Origin of the sequence: Enterococcus sp. AZ080 (assembly GCF_051714945.1) — a bacterium.
In the GTDB taxonomy this organism is placed as follows: domain Bacteria; phylum Bacillota; class Bacilli; order Lactobacillales; family Enterococcaceae; genus Enterococcus_B; species Enterococcus_B pernyi.
Genome location: NZ_JBIOSV010000001.1, coordinates 1,032,674 through 1,048,601, shown reverse-complemented (window position 1 = coordinate 1,048,601; position 15,928 = coordinate 1,032,674). Strand labels below are relative to the sequence as shown.

Here is a 15,928-nt window from a genome sequence, read left to right as displayed (position 1 = left end):
GGTTAACTTACTGTTGATATTATCACAACAAATGTTGTCGGTTACTCCCCTAAGGAGATATTCAACTGTACATTTATCCTACATGATTTATTTTTAAATTGCAACAACTTTCGCTTATCCTCTTGATATTTTCAAAAAATTTCCACCTTTGTTTTCTTGTGAATATGCTTCTCCCCTTTCTCATGCTATACTAGTGTTATTATATAAAGGAGGATTCACTCGTGGTAGGAAGCATTATTACTTTTTTATATGTATTGAACGCACTTATTGCTCTTGTAACTATCTTGATCAAACCTCGTGACGTCGCAGCAATCTGGGCATGGTTACTTGTTTTATTTGCTTTACCTGGTTTTGGTTTTATTCTCTACCTTTTCTTTGGCCGTGGTTTGACCGACAAGAAAAAATTCTATCTGCGTCAGAGTGATTTAACAGAACTGGAAAATTTCCAGGATTTCAAGGGGGATACCTTGGAACATTATGATCCCATCATCCAAAATGAAGATCATCAGCATTTCGTTGATTTCTTTTCATCCTTGAATCAAATGCCACTCACACGAAAAAATGCCGTCACTTTACTGACAGACGGTCAAGAAAAATTAACAGCCGTCCTGAAAGATATCGAAGCAGCTGAGCATTCGATCCATATCGAATATTATGCCTTCGTTACTGACAACATCGGCCAACAAATCTTGAAAGTATTGGAAAAAAAAGCAGCGGAAGGTGTCGAAGTCCGTTTACTCTATGATGCCTTTGGCTCCCATGGCACAAAAACAAAAGATTTTAAAAAGTTAGTCGAAAATGGTGGTCATGTCCACACGTTCATCACTTCCCAGCGGGCACTTCTACGCTTTCGTCTTAATTATCATGATCATCGAAAAATCATTGTTGTTGATGGCAAGATTGGATACACAGGTGGTTTCAACATCGCCGATCAATATGTCAACCACACCAAAAAATTTGGCTATTGGCGAGATACGCATATTCGTATTTATGGGGCCGCTGCCTCTTTATTACAGCTTCGCTTTTTGATGGATTGGAATGTCTCTGTTCCAGATCAAAAAAAAGTCGGCTATCATTTAGATTATTTCTTTAAAGCAGAGAAAGAAGATCAGGATCAACTATACCAAACATCGATCCAACTTGTATCTAGCGGACCGAACAATGAACGGGAACAGATAAAGTTATCCTTTATCAAGCTGATCAGTTCAGCAAAAAAACGTGTATGGATCCAAACACCTTATTTAGTACCTGATGAGAGTGTGATTGCTGCGTTAAAAATCGCTGCCGCTTCTGGCGTAGAGGTGAAAATCATGATCCCTAACAAACCAGATCATCCTTTCATCTACCGAGCAACTCAGTACTACGCTCGCCAATTGATCAAAGAAAATGTACAGATCTTAGTTTATGAAAATGGCTTTTTACATGCGAAAACATTGATCATGGACGACGAAATCTGCATAGTCGGATCAGCTAACCAAGATATTCGTAGCTATCGTTTGAATTTTGAAAGTAGTGCAATCATTTATGATCCAGCTTTCTTACAACAACTAGCCGACCAATTTGTACTTGATGAACAAGCAAGCAATCCGATGACTACTGAAACAGTCAAAGAAATGTCAAATTGGTTGTTGTTCAAACAACAAATCTCCAGACTATTCTCACCGATTTTGTAACCCAAAATTGTTAGAAGAACAATAAATGATAAGCTGGCTTACTCAAACTATTTTGAGCAAGCCAGCTTATTTTTTTAGTCCATAGTATGAATCGTTCAAACAGGTATGGCGTTCTTAGTCGATCGTACTTGCCGCCCAATGATTGATTGGGCCATATTTATGTCCAATAAAAAGTTCTTCTTTGATTGCTTGATTGACATATTGTTTCGCAATACGGATGGCTGCTTCCACCGTTTCTCCTTTTGCTAATTCAGCAGCAATACACGCAGATAAAGAATCACCTGTTCCATTGATGCGATCTGTTGCATAAAATGGTGCTTCTAACCAAAATGTTTTTCCTGAAGCTAAACGAACATAATCCCTCACTGTTTGTTGATTGGAATCACTAGTATGATGTCCTTTGATCAAAACATTTTTGGGTCCCAGCTCTTGGAGGATCTTAGCCGCTTTTTCATAATCTTCTTCTGTTCTCAATTTGAGACCAGTCAGTTTTTCTGCTTCATAAAAATTAGGAGTCACTACTTCTGCCAATGGCAGTAATGCTGTTTTTAATGTAGTCAATGCTTCTTCTTCCAACAATTGATTGCCATGTTTCGTCATGATGACTGGATCAACTACCAAGGGACCGAAATCATACCTTTGAATATTTTTGACCACGGTATTGATCAATGTCGCATCTGCTAGCATCCCAGTCTTTGCTGCTTTGACTTGGTAATCATCTGCAAGCAGTTCAAATTCTTTATCGATAAAATCCGTAGGTAACGGAACACTTGCACCGATTCCATAAGAATTTCCAGCGACACAAGCAGTCAAAACAGATACCCCATAGACCTTTCTTGTAAAAAACGTATGCAAGTCTGCTTGCATCCCTGCACTTCCATCGCTATCTGATCCAGCGATCGTCATTACTTGGACATATTGTTGTTCCATTTCATCCATCTCCTATTTGAAATACGTTTGTCTTGTTTATCCTACCGCATTTTCTGCTGAAAAACAAAAAAGGATGCGCAATGAATCATGCAGCATCCTCAAAAACGGATAAATTATATGTTAAAAGTAAATAGTTCGAACAACATCTTCTATTTTACTACTAATACATTGCATTTCGCGTGATTTACCACATAAGAAGTCGTTGAACCAACCAATGCACGTTCAACGGCGTTTAACCCAGTCGCCCCCATGACGATCAAGTCAATTGGCTCTTCTGACTCGTTGAAGTTTGCGATCAATGTTTTAGGATAACCGTATAACACATATGTTTTAATATCCGTCAAACCTTTTTCGATCGCTAGATTTTGATGTTCCTTCATTTGTTTGTCTGCCACTTCATCTAACTCTTCTTGTAAACTTGTTGTGACAAAAGCAAAGTCACCAAAATAATTCCCTGACACCTCATTTACATACAAGATGTGTAATTTTGCTTGATTTCGTTTTGCTGTTGCGATTGCTTCAATAAATGCTTTTTCTGATTTTTCTGAACCGTCGATTGCTACTAAAATATTTTTATACGTGTCTACCATTGAAACCGCCTCCTTCTTTTCTTTTAGTGTAGCACGATTAGAAACGAAGAACAATTCTTATGGATATGGTTCAAAAGCTCATGGCTCCAACAGAAAAAATAAGGCAGAAAATCTAATTTTTAGATTCACCGCCTTATTTCAAAATAATTTATCCCATTCATTTAGTTATAAAATACTTGTTTTTTAAGCCATTAATTAAGCGTCAAAACCATTATTTGTTGCTACTTCTTTAAACCAGTGTCCTGATTTTTTGATCGTCCGTTTCCCATCTTGATCTAGATCGACTGCGATAAAGCCATAACGGTTTTTATACGCATTTGTCCATGACCAGTTATCCATACATGTCCACATATGATACCCTAAACAATTTGTTCCTTCTTGAATGGCTTGATGCACATATTTCAAATGATCTGTCACAAACTCGATACGATAATCATCTTCGATCATGCCTTGTTCATTTACGTAGCGCTCTTCCCCTTCGACACCCATGCCATTTTCAGAGATAAAGCATTTGATATTGCCATAATTTTCTCTCGTATTCGTCAAGATATCATAGATACCTTTCTCATAAATTTCCCAACCACGATAAGGATTCATTTTTTTATTCGGCATATCGTAGTTATCGAAATAATCATCTGGTAACGGCGCACGATCTTTGTCGATCGGTGTTTCTTTCGCTTTGATCCGTCGTGGTTGATAGTAATTGATTCCTAATAGATCCACTTTATTTTCTTGGATGATCGTCAAATCGCCTTCTTCCATAACAGGCATGATATCCAATTCTTTGACGATATCGATCAACTCTTGTGGAAATTCACCTTTTACTGCTGGATCAAGGAATGAGCGATTGAAAAAGGCGTCCGCAATCGCCGCAGCTTTCACATCGGCCGCATTATTTTCGTCACGTGGATAACTTGGAGTCAAATTCAGGATAATACCGATCTCCCCATCTTGTCCTGTTTCATGGTAGATCTGAATCGCCTTCGCACTTGCCAAGTTTTCGTGGAAACCCACTTGAACTGCTTCTTTGAAGTCCACATGATTTGGATAGTGGAACTGATAAAGATAGCCACCTTCTACAGGAACGATCGGCTCATTGTGCGTAAACCATTTCTTCACAAGATCTCCGAATAGCTCAAAACATGTTTTGGCATACTCAGCATAAGCATCAACAGTCTCTCTTGCTAACCAGCCACCTTTTTCTTGTAAAGGCATCGGCATATCAAAATGGAAGAGATTGACGAAGGGTTCAATACCATTTTCAATCAATTCTTCAAAATACGTACGATAGAAAGTGACTGCTTGCTCATTTACTTTCCCTGTACCATTAGGAAGCAAACGACTCCACTGGATCGATGTTCGGAACGTATTATGACCAGTAGCTTTCATCAATGCGACATCCTCTTTATACTTCGTGTAGACTTGAGAAGTCTTGCTTGGTCCTACTTGATTGAAAAACTTCTCAGGCTCCAAGTCGTACCAATGATCCCAAATATTTTCTCCTTTTCCATCTCCTGCTACACGTCCTTCTGTTTGTGGTCCACTAGCAGCTGAACCCCACCAAAAATTTTCTGGAAATACATAGTTTGTCATGTTTAGTCCCTCACTTATTTTTCTTTTGATAACGTAATCATACCAAATCTTAAAAATAAATCAATACTTTTTAAATAAATGACTAGACATTTAACTGAAATGAAGTTATACTCATTTTGTAATCGATTGCAAATTTAAATAGAGGTGAATAGAATGAACGGTTTTATGGATAAACTTGCTCAGAAAATCATGCCTTTAGCGAACCTACTAGGGCAAAATCGTTACTTGACAGTGTTACGGGATGCATTTATGTTGTCGTTTCCTTTAACAATGTTCGGATCGATTGTTGTCGTTTTCAATAACTTACCTTTCTTTAGTGATGCGACTAAAGGAACGTTGTCTAGCTTATTTGGAAATGGACAAAATGCAACAATGAGTATCATGTCTGTCTTTGTTACTTTTGGTATTGGCTATTATTTATCTAAATCATATGATGTAGAAGGTATTTTTGGAGGGGCTGTCTCATTCGCCAGCTTCTTGATCTTAACACCTTTCGTCATGACAACTGTTGGTGGCGAAGAAGTATCAGGTGTGTTGACTCTTGATCGCTTAGGTGCAAAAGGAATGTTCATCGGTATGATCGCAGCTTTCATCGCAGGTGAAATCTATTGCCGAATCACTAAACGTGGTTGGCAAATCAAAATGCCTGCAAGCGTACCACCAGCTGTGACGAAATCATTTGCTGCGTTGATCCCAGCAGTGGTTACTTTAACTGTCTTCTTGATCATCAATGCAGTGATGACTGGTGTCTTCCACGCAAACTTGCATGATGTGGTTTACGAAGTTATCCAAAAACCATTGACTGGTTTAGGAAGTAGTTTACCTGCAACTTTAATTGCTTTGTTCTTTGTACAATTCTTATGGTTCTTTGGTCTTCATGGTCAAATCATTGTCAACTCTGTGATGGACCCGATTTGGAACACACTAATGCTTGATAACTTAGAGGCATATCAAAATGGTCAAGAATTGCCACACATCATCACAAAACCATTTATGGAAACATTCACTGTCGGAATCGGTGGCTCAGGTATGACTTTAGCAGTTGTACTATTGATGGCCTTTGTTTTGAAGAAAAAACAATATCGTGATGTCGGTCGTTTAGCTCTTGCACCAGGAATCTTCAACGTAAATGAACCAGCAATTTTTGGTTTACCGATCGTATTGAACGCAACTATTTTGATTCCTTGGGTTGTCGCACCATTAGTTGTAACAACGTTCAACTACCTTGTAATGGCAGCAGGTATCGTACCAGCGCCAACTGGTGTCTCCGTTCCATGGACAGTGCCAATCATCGCGAGTGGTGTCTTAGCCACAAACTCATGGTTAGGTGGCTTACTCCAAGTGATCGATTTTGTGATCGTTGCAGTTATCTGGTATCCATTCTTGATGATCTTAGATAAACAACCTGATTTGGATGTTGTTTGATCCTATACTAAAGGAATGTAGTATTTGAAGTTGAAATAAACATATTCACGAACAATAATCAAAGAAGCATCCACGAAAATTTGCTCGTTGCATTTTCATGGGTGCTTCTTTAAGTTTTGAAACATACATAAATTGGTATTTTATTGATCGCAATGAGCAACTGTCCTCTATAAAACATCAGTCAGCTATTTCCTGTACCAAAATTAAAAAGTAAATTCTCTGATAAAGCTATCCGCGCTTCTCATGCTTTTATTGGTTGTCGGCGCTATGATCTTTCGTTATACTCAAAGTGAGGTGAAAAACGTGCCAAAATATGAAGAAATCGCAAATGTCCTAAGAGATCGAATTCGTTCAAAAAAATATCCACCAAATAGTTTTTTACCAAATCAGGTGGATCTAGTCGAAGAATTCAACGCTAGTCGAATGACGATCAAAAAAGCCATCAACATCTTAGCCATGGAAGGACTTGTTTATTCCCAAAGAGGGTCTGGAACTAAGATTTTAAGCCATCCTTATTTAAACAAAGATACTTCTCCAGCTAATGAATACGAAGGATTAAGTTTACAAATGAAACGCCGACAACGCTCGCTGACAAGTCAGATCATTCAATTCGATGTTGAGTTTCCTAATGCTTTTATTCAAGAACGCTTGATGATCGATGCGGAACAGCCTGTGTATAATATTCATCGCCTACGTATCTTAGATGATGAACCGTATATTCTAGAACATACTTTTATGCCAGTTCAACTTGTTCCAGGATTAAAGAAAGAGCATCTCCTATCATCGATCTATGATTATTTGCACAAAGAACTCAATGTCCATTTTGCCGGAGCCTATCGCGCGATCTCAGCAGATAAAAGCTCTGCATTTGATCAACAATATTTGAATTGTGCAGAGACCGATCCAGTTCTTGAAGTCCAGCAAGTAGTCTATCTAAAAGATGGTCAACCCATCGAGTATTCCTCAAGCCGCAATCGCTTTGATGTCCGCAATTATTCACTGTTGGATGTCCGTGGAAATCAATAAGCATTCTGACTTTTCCTATCGTCATTTCATCTAAGCAACGTCTACGATCTTACTATCGTGAGCGTTGCTTTTTTATATCGTCTTAGCTGACTACACCTCTTCCTCTCATTAAATCGAGTGAACAATATTCCAGAAGCAACCTCTCTTTCAACTAGCAAGACATATTTATTGCAAAATTTTTGGTGACGCCCTATACTAACTTTAATAACATTTACTTACTTTTTGTAAGTTAAAAGAAAAGAGGATAAATTATGGATACAACAATCAGAGGCGTCCACCATGTGACAGCAATGACATCTAGCGCAGCAAAAATCTATCGCTTCTTTACAGATATCTTAGGCATGCGTTTAATCAAAAAGACAGTGAATCAAGATGATATTGAAACTTACCACTTATATTTCACCGACGAACATGGCTCTGCCGGTACAGATATGACCTTTTTTGATTTTCCCAACCAGCCAAAAGGAACGAAAGGAACGGATACGATCGCACGTACGTCTTTTCGTGTCCCTTCCGATACAGCATTAGAGTATTGGTTGGCTCGCTTTGAAAAATACCAAATCACTCATTCTGAGATCAAAGAACGTTTTGGTAAGAAATATCTTGAATTTGAAGATTTCGATGAACAAGCGTATCAATTGATTTCGGATGAAAAAAATAGCGGCGTTCCTGCGGGTGTTCCTTGGAGAAACAGTAGTATACCGACAGACGTGGCAATCACTGGACTTGGTCCGGTCATCGTACGTGTGAGTGATCTTGAGCCGATCCGAACAGTATTGCTGGCCTTACTCGGTTTTAAAGAAACCGAACAAGTGGATGATTTTTATTTGTTTGAAGTTAGTGCTGGTGGAAACGGCGCTAGTATCATCGTCGAACATCGTGCCGATCTACCCAAGGCCATCGAAGGGTACGGCAATGTCCATCACCTCGCTTTACGTGTCGCTGATCATGAAGCACTACAGTTTTGGATCAATAAAATTAGTCAAACGTCCCTACCTAGCTCTGGATTTGTTGATCGCTTTTACTTTGAATCTGAGTATTTCTTAGCTTCTACTCATGTCTTATTTGAATTAGCCACCGATGGCCCTGGATTCTTTGGAGATGAACCCGCTGAAACAGCTGGAGAGATCCTTGCTTTGCCACCATTATTAGAAGCAAAAAGAAAAGAAATCGAAGCGTATGTTCGACCTTTTGACACGCGTGATGCAAACCAAAAACGGGTAGATTAACGACGACAGGAGTGAGTCATTTGAAGTATCTTTATAGACAAGGAAAAGCAACACAAAAAAAATTGATTCTACTTCATGGAACTGGCGGCGACGAACACTCACTTTTGGAAATTGCAGAATTTCTTGCACCTGAAAGTACGCTTTTATCCTTTAGGGGGAATATCAACGAGCAAGGCTTGAATCGTTTTTTCAAAAGAAACGGCTTGAACCAATTCGACTATGACAGTTTAGCTGAAGAATCTACAAAACTATATAATAAAATCAAGGAAATCAGTCACTTACAGGATATCCCATTAACTGATTGGATCGTTGTCGGTTTTTCAAACGGGGCAAATATTGCCGCTCATATCATGTTGGCTCAACAGACAGAACTAAAAAAAGGGCTCTTCTTTCACCCGATGTCCTTAGATGACTATCAGGAAAAATCAGAACTCCCTGACACTTCTGTCTGGTTATCCTTTGGCGAAGGAGATCCAATCGTTTCTAATACTTCATTTAGTCATTTAGTTCGCGAATTTGATTCACGAGGCGCCAAAGTAACAACACAAATCACAGATCAAGGACATCAATTGACAATGGATGAGTTGACCCATGCCAAGCAATGGCTTGATACTTTAGACTAATGCATAGCGTGTTTTTTGAAACGAAATCCATCATCCAACATCGAAAAAGAACTTGGGAAAACAAATCGTTTTCTCAAGTTCTTTTTTACATTTTAACTCCACTTGTTGGACGACGTAGCTTGCAGTTCGGATAAATCAATTATAAAAAGAAACACAGAGGAACAGCCCGCCAAACTAACACTTATTATTCTCATGATAACACTGATTTATTCAAACACTTTCAATTCTTTTTCTTGTTCATCGAATACTTCTATTACCTTTTTGGCAAATCCTCCTTTTAAAGAATTTTCTAACTGATCACGACTACTAGAAAATGAATTTTCCGCTTCCTTTACCGCATCCTTATGGGTTTTATCCGTCGTTTTCTTTTCTGCCGCTAAATTTCCCTGCATGGCAATTCCCACAGTTTGGACATTCCATCGCTCTAAAGTTTTTCTTAATTCATTTAACAAATCTTCTAATTCATCCATGACTTCCCGTTGCCAAAAATCTATAATTAGTTCCTCAAGATAAAGTTATCTAACATCTAATTTATAGAGATTATATATTTTGACAAACTAGTTTCCTCCTTATCTACCTCTTATTTTTGAGAGACTTTACGCTATAACCAACGAAAGCGCTCCTCAATCATTCTTAAATTCCTCTTTTGATTGATACATTTTTATAGACTAATCTATATGAGACAATTGCCAAATATAGAAAATTCGAATTTCAAAACTCCACTTTCATTGAGTAAAGCAGAATGAACTTTTAGTATAATTTCTCCTCAACCACAAGCTACGCATTATTGATCCATTTAAAATGACATGTGGGTATGTTTTTATGTAATTATTGCTCTTTTATCACTGATTTAACTTTCGATAAGCCGCTTGATACTCTCGTTCTAAATCATCAAATCGTTGATGTAACTGACGTCGTTCTGAATTTAATGCTGTCTTATATTGCTCTTCTGCAATTTGATATTGTTTCCTTGCTCTCATCAATGGTTCGTTATCACGGGCTAAACCATTTAGACTTCGCCTTAACAGTTGTTCAGATTGTTCAACTACTTCTTCTCCTTTTCGGTTGAAATATCGCAACAAGTCTTCCTCTTCTTCTAGTTTGATTCGTTTTCTCTGATAGTCTGCTTGCAACTCTTCAATCGTCATTTTCTTCCCTCATCCCTTTAGTCGATTGGCTAATTCTTGATCTCGTGCGACTAAATCATCGATTTTATTTTTGATTTCTTTCGCCAATTCGTCATAGCGTTCGCCTTTTCGTCTGGCTTTTTGGATTCTTTGTTGACACTTTTCCTTTGGCGTCATTACGTGTGTTTCCCATGTCACGCCAACAGATGCCAATGTTTCTTTTACTTCCCAAGCAGTCAAAGAAGGTGCAGCATGTTCCGCTCTTCGTACCTCTTCTGCCCAATTCATTTCGATTCGTTCAATACTACTCTGATTGATTCGAATGACTTCTTCCATTGCACTTTTAGTCTTTCGTCCCATTGTTTCTACAACTACCTTTGTTTGACTATGATTCAAATAAATTCGCTCATTCGCTGATAAATGTCCTCCACTCGCAGTAAACTTCTCACGCCATTTTTTCAACGTTCCCAAATGACTTGAGAAATCACTCATTGCTTTATGTTTTTCCTGTTGTATACTTGCTTTCGTATTATAGTCGTTCTCTGGAATGATCAGATTTCCGTATTTATCAAACCTCCAAATATCTAAACCATGATAATCAAACGGATTCATTAACCCCATTTCCATGCTTATTTTTATTTCTGCGCCTGTTCCATCTCCCATGAGATTGCCAAGCAATTCATCCCCACGATTACGATAATTCGTCAACATCCCCGGATTTTCCTTTATCCATTTTTTGGATTCTGGAGATAATAGTTCGTAAGGATCTGGTCCATTGAACCCAACATTTTTCCATTGGTTTTCAACTGCGACATACAAGGCTAGATACTGTCCTAATGAATGTCCAGTTGTAGAAATTTCGGCATCTTTATACTTCTTTCGCAAACTCAGTAGCTGACGTCAATTGCCCTGAAACACGTGCTTGACTAGGTGTCATAGAAAAACCCGGACTAACTGTTTTATCAAAAAAACCACCAATCGTTCGTATATCTGTTTCTATATCCTTAAAATCTGATGTATTTGTTCCTGCATAAGAAATCACTACTTGGGAAGTATCAACATTCCCTTTTTCATCCAGCGGAGCAACTGCCATAGCTTGCATGCCATCTGTTTTAGAGTTTTCTTTAAGTTTTAGTATTTTGAATGTAGTCCCGCTAAATTTCCGTATTTCTCCTTCTTTTAAAGTAGGATCATAGTAAAGATGGTTAGGGTCTATTCTATACACTACTTCATTTAATTTGTTATAATTTTTATCTGTAATTTTTATCTGTAATTTTCATACATAGTCCACCTTACCGTTTGAATGAATTATTTTGACTTTATTTTTTGTAATTCCTTCAATCTGTACACTGCTATTTTCTATTCCGTAATCCCCCATTTTTCGGCTATGCTTTCCAAATCCATACGAAAAATAAACAGATTGGTCTTTGATATTCTTCATAGTAACAAGCATTCTATATGAACCTGTCATATTGTTATAAGCTGTATCCTCAATTTTCACTTCTACAATATCCGCAAATGTATTTTTTAATACTTGGACCGATTGCTTCTCGACTGCTAACAATTCTTGCGCTTTTCGTTCTTCTCTCTTATCCATATATACTTTCCCTCCAATTACAATTATTACCAAACTAAGCATTACTGTGATACTTATTAACAGTTGTTTATTCGTTCGTTTTTTCATTTTCTATATCCTTAATATCTGATGTATTTGTTCCTGCATAAGAAATCACTAATTGGGAAGTATCAACGTTCCCTTTTTCGTCCAACGGAGCAACTGCCACAGCTTGCATGCCATCTGTTTTAGAGTTTTCTTTGAGTTTTAGTATTTTGAATTCGGTACCATTAAAGTCGCGTATAGCTCCTTCTTTTAAGCTAGAATCATATTTCTTTTTATTGTTAGGATCTGTCCAATAAACGACATCACTATAAGTTTGATAATCTTGGTCTGTAATTGTCAAATCTCTTCTTCCTCCTCACTAGTATAAATCACCCTTATTTTATTTTTAGTAATACCTTTTATTTGTATTGCTCTATCCTCGACACCAAGTTCCCCTAACTTATTAGATTCTTTCCAAAATCCATACGAAAAATAAACTGATTGTCCTTTTAGATTTTTCATTGTTACAAATAATCTATACGAACCAGTCATGTCATTTTTAGCAGAACCTTCAAATTTTATCTCTGCAATATCCGCAAATGTATTTTTTAATACTCGTACCGATTGTTTCTCTACTGCTAACAATTCTTGCGCTTTTCTTTCTTCCCTGTTATCCATGTATACTTTCCCGCCGATACCAATCATTACCAAACTGATCAGCACTGCCATACCTATTACAAGTTGTTTGTTTGTTCGGTTTCTCATCTATCCCTCTTTTCCTTTCAAAAATAAAGTTTCGCTTCTCTATTTAATAGATACGTCAAAGACAATCAAAAAACGAAAAACTGAGAAACATCCTCTAAACAATTTATCAGCTACTTCTCCATCAAAATAAATCGTTATTTAATAGTTGCTCATTTTTGGAAAATCCAAAATCAATGCGGTTGATTCATCTTTATATTTAAGGATTAAATTTCACTACTATCTCTTAGATCAATTTATTACGCAACTCATCCTATCATTTTTACATTGTTATTTATTACATTCCTAATAAAAGATCTTTTTAGTATCATAATCGTTTGCATAAATACTTCCCTCCTATTTGTTCTTTACAAATTTTTTTAGATATGATAAATTCGTGACAGCAATTAGGACACATTCTCCGAAAAACCCTTTTGGGCATATAAATTGTTAAACACATGATTTATATCAAAAGGGAGAGAATACAAATGTCAAAAATTATTTATGATGAAAAGAATTGGAAAACGAACATAGCATACTTACTAACATCGCAAGCCATCTCAATGATCGGAACGATGTTGGTACAGTATGCTATTATTTGGCATGTCACATTATCAACCCAATCAGGAACGATGGTTGGTTTGATGAACGCTATTGGCATCTTACCAATGGTGCTGGTCATGCCTTTTGCAGGAGCACTTGCTGATCATTACGACCGAAAAAAAATCGCTATTTTATCTGATAGCTGCGTTGCACTTGCTTCTTTGTTCATGGCGATTTTATTGATGATAAACAAAGAAATGGAGCATAATCTTTTCTTATTATTGGGACTGATATTCATTCGCTCTGTAGGTCAAGGATTTCAAACGCCTGCTGTCTCTTCGCTCATTCCACAAATTGCCAAAGAAAAGCACTTAGTACGGATCAACGGCATTGATCAAACGATCCAAGCTGTGATGATGCTTGCAAGTCCTGCATTAGCAGCAACATTACTGACAGTTTTACCTTTAGAGATGATATTGATGATCGACTTTGTGACAGCGGTTATCGGTGTGACTATGCTGTTTTTTCGAGTAACAGTTTCTCCAATGAAATCTCAAGAAACAAATAAAATAAACATGTTATCCGAAATAAACTCAGGTATCAAATACCTCCGTACTCATAAAATCCTGCTCGCACTGATCCTTGTTGGTTTTATGGGCAGTATATTTTCTACACCTGCTGCAAATTTAGCGCCTTTACAAATCACTCGTAATTTTCATGACGGACTATGGCAGCTATCAGCCATTGAGATTGGTTTTGCTGCTGGGATGTTAGTTGGAGGATCTGTGATGAGTACTTGGGGAGGTTTCAAAAATAAAATCAAAACGATTGCTTTAGGCTATTCATTATTGATCCTTCCTTTTTTTATATTAGGTATCACATCAAGTTTTTGGTTGTATTTCGTCATGATGGTAGCAATTGGTTTTATTGTGCCCATCTCACGAACTGCTATGGTTTCATTCTTTCAAGCAAAAACGGATAACGCACATATGGGGCGTGTTATGAGCTTAGTAACGATGGCGATCAGTAGTGCTTCTCCAGCTACGATGTTGATCCTAGGTCCATTAGCAGATATGCTTTCAATCGATTGGATCATGATAGCAAGTGGGCTTATGCTGATACCACTTGTCCTATGGCTATTGGTCGGAAAAAGCTTTCGATTTTAGGATCTATTGACCTTTTTTCGAAATCTTCCAGCCACCGATAAATGAATACTATTTGAAATGATTAGCCCCCAAAAGTTAGATTTTTTGGTCTAACCTTTGGGGGCCTATTCGTTTTCATTTTTTATGTGTTAACAGCTACTTATTTTGATTTAGATAGCGATACGTCTGCTTGCAGTTCAAATAAATCAAACCTAAAAATAAGCAGGGTGTGACCAAGAAACCAAATTGGGGCTTAACGACCATCACGACCAACAAAAGAAACACCAACACAGTATTCAATAAACTAATGTACCATTTTCTCACTACATAATAGAAAGAGACATGGTAGATTTTTCGTATGGAGATTTCTGGATTTTTCACTTGGAGATAAAAATTATTGATCATCAGATTAATGGCCAAGATAATGAATATAAAAAAGAAAGGAATGAGCCATTTTCCGATTGGTTGGTCCATGAAAAACAGGATATCGACAAAAGAAATCACGATTACAAGATATCCTGGACCACCTAAGTACATACTTTTTTTCCATAACGAGCGATACAATTGAAAAAAAGTTTTGACTGGTACTTCATTTTCTTGGATTCCCTCGACAAACCAGGCAAAAGTTGTCATGGTGGCAGGTAAGAAAAAAAACAGACTTCCTAAGAAAAAGAGGCTATTCCTGATATCGATTGCAGTAGTTACTACGACTAAAAAAAATGGGAGATTCACAAGTAATAAGCATAAATTACCCGCCAGAAAACTATATGCTAAACGAAACAGCTTCATGTAAACATTCGTTTCAAATGTTTGCTTTTTAAACATAGCCTTTCCTTTCTATCCTTTGACCCCAGAAGAAGCAATACCTTCAACAAAATATTTTTGCATGGCTAAAAAGACGATCGCAACTGGTAAAACAGACAACACAGACGCTGCCATGATCAAGGCATATTCCGTATCATACAATCCGACGAACATTTTTAATCCTAATTGGATCGTTTTATTTTCTGTAGATGACAGATAAATAAAAGGTCCCATGTAGTCATTCCATGTATTGACAAAAGTGATGATCGTCAAACTAGCCAAAGCTGGTTTAGTCAATGGTAAGATGATCCTGCGATAGATGCCCCATTCGGATAATCCATCGATTCTTGCACTTTCGCAAAGTGAATCGGGAATACTACTATAGTATTGTTTCAATAAAAATACGCCAAACGCACTAAATGCTTGTAACAAAATCAAAGAAAGTAACGTATCAGATAATCCTAATTGCCGCATCATGATAAATTGTGGGATCATATAGGATTGCCATGGAACAGCGATCGTACCAATATATGCAAGAAAAAGGAGGTTTCTTCCTTTAAAGTGCATTTTGGAAAATCCATAAGCAGCAAAGCTTGATGTAAATAACTGGATCAGCGTAATCACGATACTTAAAATAGCTGTATTTTTGAAAAAGGTCAATAATGGAATGCGTGTCCAAATGACCGAATAGTTTTCTGGATGCCAGGTTTTAGGTATCCATTGGATCGGAACCGAAAAGACATCATTGTTTGCTTTGAATGACGCAGAGATCATCCAGATAAAAGGGATCAAAGTGAGCAGTGAAAAAATTAGAAGTAACGTAAATACTAAAATTTTATGAAATGATTTTTTTTCTGATCGATTATTCATCCGTTTTCC

16 protein-coding genes and 1 pseudogene are annotated in these 15,928 nt (G+C 37.3%); 6 read left to right on the top strand and 11 right to left on the bottom strand.

Annotated elements, in window-relative coordinates; genetic code table 11:
* The first annotated feature begins 221 nt into the window (after nucleotides 1-221).
* The gene (gene cls, locus IGK01_RS04975; protein WP_010735811.1) at nucleotides 222-1,673 is read left to right on the top strand and encodes a cardiolipin synthase; all 1,452 of its coding nucleotides are present in this window, start codon (nucleotides 222-224) and stop codon (nucleotides 1,671-1,673) included.
* Nucleotides 1,674-1,787: 114 nt separating this feature from the next.
* Here cls and thiD read toward each other — a convergent pair whose 3' ends face one another.
* The 3 genes from thiD to IGK01_RS04960 form a co-directional block, all read right to left on the bottom strand.
* Entirely contained in the window at nucleotides 1,788-2,603 is an 816-nt protein-coding gene (gene thiD / locus IGK01_RS04970; protein ID WP_062805421.1) for a bifunctional hydroxymethylpyrimidine kinase/phosphomethylpyrimidine kinase, read from the bottom strand.
* A 149-nt stretch (nucleotides 2,604-2,752) separates the two neighbouring features.
* Nucleotides 2,753-3,193 carry a universal stress protein gene (locus IGK01_RS04965; RefSeq protein WP_010735813.1) on the bottom strand — a complete coding sequence of 147 codons (441 nt, stop codon included), beginning with the start codon at nucleotides 3,191-3,193 and terminating at the stop codon, nucleotides 2,753-2,755.
* Between the two features lie 195 nt (nucleotides 3,194-3,388).
* Nucleotides 3,389-4,786: a glycoside hydrolase family 1 protein gene (locus tag IGK01_RS04960; RefSeq protein ID WP_062805422.1), complete on the bottom strand. Its 1,398-nt coding sequence runs from the start codon at nucleotides 4,784-4,786 to the stop codon at nucleotides 3,389-3,391.
* Between the two features lie 153 nt (nucleotides 4,787-4,939).
* On the opposite strand from IGK01_RS04960, the gene celB reads away from it, so the two are divergent.
* The 4 genes from celB (at nucleotide 4,940) to IGK01_RS04940 (ending at nucleotide 9,089) form a co-directional block, all read left to right on the top strand.
* Entirely contained in the window at nucleotides 4,940-6,211 is a 1,272-nt protein-coding gene (gene celB / locus IGK01_RS04955; protein WP_010735815.1) for a PTS cellobiose transporter subunit IIC, read from the top strand.
* A gap of 303 nt (nucleotides 6,212-6,514) precedes the next feature.
* Nucleotides 6,515-7,237, top strand: a complete 723-nt coding sequence (locus tag IGK01_RS04950) for a GntR family transcriptional regulator (protein WP_023519447.1) — start codon at nucleotides 6,515-6,517, stop codon at nucleotides 7,235-7,237.
* Between the two features lie 251 nt (nucleotides 7,238-7,488).
* Entirely contained in the window at nucleotides 7,489-8,466 is a 978-nt protein-coding gene (locus IGK01_RS04945) for a ring-cleaving dioxygenase (RefSeq protein WP_438840530.1), read from the top strand.
* A 20-nt stretch (nucleotides 8,467-8,486) separates the two neighbouring features.
* Nucleotides 8,487-9,089: an alpha/beta hydrolase gene (locus IGK01_RS04940; RefSeq protein ID WP_010735818.1), complete on the top strand. Its 603-nt coding sequence runs from the start codon at nucleotides 8,487-8,489 to the stop codon at nucleotides 9,087-9,089.
* A 206-nt stretch (nucleotides 9,090-9,295) separates the two neighbouring features.
* Here IGK01_RS04940 and IGK01_RS04935 read toward each other — a convergent pair whose 3' ends face one another.
* The 6 genes and pseudogenes from IGK01_RS04935 to IGK01_RS04910 form a co-directional block, all read right to left on the bottom strand.
* Nucleotides 9,296-9,559, bottom strand: a complete 264-nt coding sequence (locus IGK01_RS04935) for a hypothetical protein (protein ID WP_010735819.1) — start codon at nucleotides 9,557-9,559, stop codon at nucleotides 9,296-9,298.
* 372 nt (nucleotides 9,560-9,931) lie between these two features.
* Nucleotides 9,932-10,237, bottom strand: a complete 306-nt coding sequence (locus tag IGK01_RS04930) for a hypothetical protein (RefSeq protein ID WP_023519445.1) — start codon at nucleotides 10,235-10,237, stop codon at nucleotides 9,932-9,934.
* Nucleotides 10,238-10,246: 9 nt separating this feature from the next.
* A pseudogene (locus IGK01_RS04925) lies at nucleotides 10,247-11,483 on the bottom strand (lipase).
* A 9-nt stretch (nucleotides 11,484-11,492) separates the two neighbouring features.
* The gene (locus IGK01_RS04920; RefSeq protein WP_438840529.1) at nucleotides 11,493-11,900 is read right to left on the bottom strand and encodes a hypothetical protein; all 408 of its coding nucleotides are present in this window, start codon (nucleotides 11,898-11,900) and stop codon (nucleotides 11,493-11,495) included.
* Nucleotides 11,881-12,177: a hypothetical protein gene (locus tag IGK01_RS04915; RefSeq protein WP_194928341.1), complete on the bottom strand. Its 297-nt coding sequence runs from the start codon at nucleotides 12,175-12,177 to the stop codon at nucleotides 11,881-11,883. Before IGK01_RS04915 ends, IGK01_RS04920 begins: the two co-directional genes overlap by 20 nt.
* Nucleotides 12,174-12,581, bottom strand: a complete 408-nt coding sequence (locus IGK01_RS04910; RefSeq protein WP_096081457.1) for a hypothetical protein — start codon at nucleotides 12,579-12,581, stop codon at nucleotides 12,174-12,176. Before IGK01_RS04910 ends, IGK01_RS04915 begins: the two co-directional genes overlap by 4 nt.
* Before the next feature lie 464 nt (nucleotides 12,582-13,045).
* Between IGK01_RS04910 and IGK01_RS04905 the strand changes: the two genes are divergently transcribed.
* Nucleotides 13,046-14,266 carry an MFS transporter gene (locus IGK01_RS04905; protein WP_349520185.1) on the top strand — a complete coding sequence of 407 codons (1,221 nt, stop codon included), beginning with the start codon at nucleotides 13,046-13,048 and terminating at the stop codon, nucleotides 14,264-14,266.
* 135 nt (nucleotides 14,267-14,401) lie between these two features.
* Here the strand turns inward: IGK01_RS04905 and IGK01_RS04900 are convergent, their stop codons facing one another.
* Both IGK01_RS04900 and IGK01_RS04895 read right to left on the bottom strand, forming a co-directional pair.
* Nucleotides 14,402-15,070 (bottom strand): DUF624 domain-containing protein, encoded by a 669-nt coding sequence (locus tag IGK01_RS04900; RefSeq protein ID WP_062805430.1) that lies wholly within the window; start codon nucleotides 15,068-15,070, stop codon nucleotides 14,402-14,404.
* A gap of 12 nt (nucleotides 15,071-15,082) precedes the next feature.
* Nucleotides 15,083-15,919: a carbohydrate ABC transporter permease gene (locus tag IGK01_RS04895; protein ID WP_019724157.1), complete on the bottom strand. Its 837-nt coding sequence runs from the start codon at nucleotides 15,917-15,919 to the stop codon at nucleotides 15,083-15,085.
* Nucleotides 15,920-15,928: the final 9 nt, after the last annotated feature.